General features: G+C 37.3%; 1 protein-coding gene. It reads right to left on the bottom strand.

Annotated elements, in window-relative coordinates; genetic code table 11:
- On the bottom strand, positions 1-2,393 hold a 2,393-nt coding region (locus tag FC90_RS05075; RefSeq protein ID WP_201781109.1), incomplete at its 3' end, for a hypothetical protein.
- Between the last annotated feature and the right edge of the window lie 723 nt (positions 2,394-3,116).

The raw sequence follows: 3,116 nt of genomic DNA, 5'->3' as shown, positions 1-3,116 counted from the left end.
ATCTCAGGAACTGAAAAATTATCAGTGTCTAAAAAGCTATAAACTTTTAATTCTGGCATGGTAGATATATCGTCTGTCACCGTTACTTTGAAAGTAGCTGTCACTTTTTCGCCAGGTTTTGCGTAATCAGCACTATACGTGACCTTCACAAGACTCTGGCCAGTTCCTTTATAATTAGCGGTTACCAGCGAGCTGGTTGTCTCATTTTCTAATTGATCAGTACTATATTGAACGCCTTTGGGTAACAGAACATAACTGGTCATCGGACCTGTTATATCATTTTTGGAAACTTCGTCATTACTGATTGTTGCAGTAACTGTATTATCACCCACAACAAGACTCTTTGACCTATCAGGTAGCTCGGCTAATTGATCAAATTGAACCCCGGTTTTAACTGTCCGATCAACACCAGTAACTGGCTTAATAATTTCCGCACCTTGCGTACCAGCGACCTTAGTCCAGGCTGCACTTGCGGTGTCCCAATCGTGCTCTGAACCGCTAAGCGCCATATTGCCTGAATCAGTTGTGCCCCAGAAATTGGTATATGTCGTATTTTCGACTCTGCCGACATATCCTTTCTGAACGCCCATGTCAAATTGCATAATATTTGCCCCTGCCATACCGGCAGGTGCCCAGTTTTCAAGGTAGCTTAAATCGTCATCAGAAGATCCTTGACCGAGATCATTACCCGAATTAACCTCATAATACCTAGGCAATCCGTTTTCATCACCAGTTGCGGTATAGGTTTTATCACCCCAATTACCCCAGCCTTCTTTTCTGACCATTCCTTTAGGTGCATGGAAATGTAACATGACTTCTTTAACATGTTTGCCCTTTGGAATATTTAGCTGATCAGCGGTTAACCACTTACCTAATGGCACATCTGCAACTAACGTATGCCAATTATACTTATGCGAATCAGTATACGGAACGATTGCACCAGTATCTGGATTAACGGCAGCACCGGCAGCATTTGAATAGGTTGATGGCGTATTATCCTCATCATCATCATAGCGGACATTAAATGAATAATGCGGCTGATTTTTCAAAGGCGTTTTAGTACTACCAACTTTCCCCGATGGCCTAAAAGCAAAAGTACCGGTATAGAATTTTTTAATATTTAAATGTGGATCAATTTTATAATGAATCGCATAGCTATAAAAGTCTTTAGTTGGACTGGTTGCCCATAGTGAACTTGGCCAAAAACTAAAGCCTAATGTCGCCTCGTCAGTTACAGAAACATCGGGTTTAGACCCTGCTTTTAGGTCAACATTTCCATAGCCATCTAGCGGTCCATAATGAGGTCCCGTAATCCCACCACTACCAACCGAAGGTGGTAATTGGTCTGGATTTGCTTGTGAAATCGTAATTGTTCCTTCATAAGCTTTCTGCTGGGCTGCGCTCAAATCCGCCCAAGAAAAGGTTTCGCCATCATTAAAAGTAGCATTGACATCAGTAAATTGATTTGTTGCTTGCTTAAATAAATTAGCAGCGTCATTATTAATCTTCAACTTTAGACTTAAATCATTCATGAAAAAGTTGCCATTTGCTTCTTTTATTTGATCTGCAATTGACGGTACTACCAAATCCCACGTCAAATTTTGGTTATCTTTTGAAACGACTGGCTGTGGTGCATCACTGTTTGCCATTCCTTCATAAGTCAACTTATCATCAAGATGATAACTTACGTGAACTTTAGAACCGGGCTTTAAAAACAATGAACCTTCAATTTTCTTAGGGGCGCTGACAGCCAAATTCCATTTAATTGTATCTCCTAATGATGGATTAGTATGATAAGTTTCTGAACTAACATCATTGTCATAGATTGAATCAAATTTATTGATTAACGAAAGGTTTTTAGTCGCTAGTATATTAACCGCTCCATCGGTTATCGTTGTAACTTTCCCCTTATCACTGTCGGCGGCTAATTGTCCCTTAACTTGTAACTGTTGATTATTTGTAAAGGCCCCATTAACGGTACCTAACCGTAATTTTACTTTTGCAACCGAGCCAGTTGGCAATTGACTAAACTGATAAGTCAATATGTTAGTTGTTTGGTCAAACGTCGGTGCTATTCCGTTAATCTTTAGACTTTCTAACGGTTGTGTGAAAGTCACATATGCACTAAGCGGTAATGTAATTTTCAAAGTAACGTTCGTTAATTTCGTTACCGCACCAGTTGCTTTAAGATTAATGTTGAAGTTAACATCTTGACCAGCATCAACATTTTTATTTTGAGGATCAATTGTAAAATCCCCTTGAAAATTCCCCGTTGGAAAACTTTGGATCTGTTTATTGTCACTACTATCAATGGCCAATGCCGGTGTAATCCCGACGACCAATTGACTCGTTAGTAATAATGCACTAATGATCCCAACAAATCGTTTATTCAATGTAGTTTCCTCCCCCAAAATAACATTAATAACGCCCTTGATTAATATGCGAACTTATTAACCTACTACATCATATCACTAATTCTGAAAACTGCAATTATTTTTATTCGGTAATGACAAATGACTAATCTAAAGCATTACAATTTTCTTTAATCATTCGACGATTTATGCCCCCAAAAAACTCATGAGAATAAATACGATTAATCAAAGCAATTTATGAAAACAATCAGACGATGGTCTAAAATCATTGTCAATATAGCCTTCCATTTAAATTTAAACAAGCCCACAATGCCCATAATCACAATGTTTAACTATGAAATACGGCTTGTAACCATTTTGTGAAAACAATCAGTTTAAGAGCGAAAACATAAATTGGAATTTGTCACAATCTTATAAAATATTATTTATCAGAACAACAATACCCAGTTAAAAATTAAGTCATTTTGCTAGTTCAAACTAGTATTCTGCTTGAAATCCTCGGTAAACAATGATTTTCTTTAAGCGTACGTTCATTCATTTAATACCGTTGTATTTTTCTTATAACACTTTACTTGATGCTATATCTGCATACAAAAAAGCAGCAATCCTTAAGAAATTGCTGCTTTTTACTATTTTGTGACTTAAAGCCGATACTTAGTATTTTTTTGATCGTACTTATTTACTTACCTTTTTCAAATAATACTTAGTCGTAACTACCAAACCAATTAAGATCACGCCAATCAA

Source organism: Latilactobacillus graminis DSM 20719 (assembly GCF_001436415.1).
Classification (GTDB): Bacteria; Bacillota; Bacilli; order Lactobacillales; family Lactobacillaceae; genus Latilactobacillus; species Latilactobacillus graminis.
This window is presented reverse-complemented; position numbering and strand designations above follow the sequence as displayed.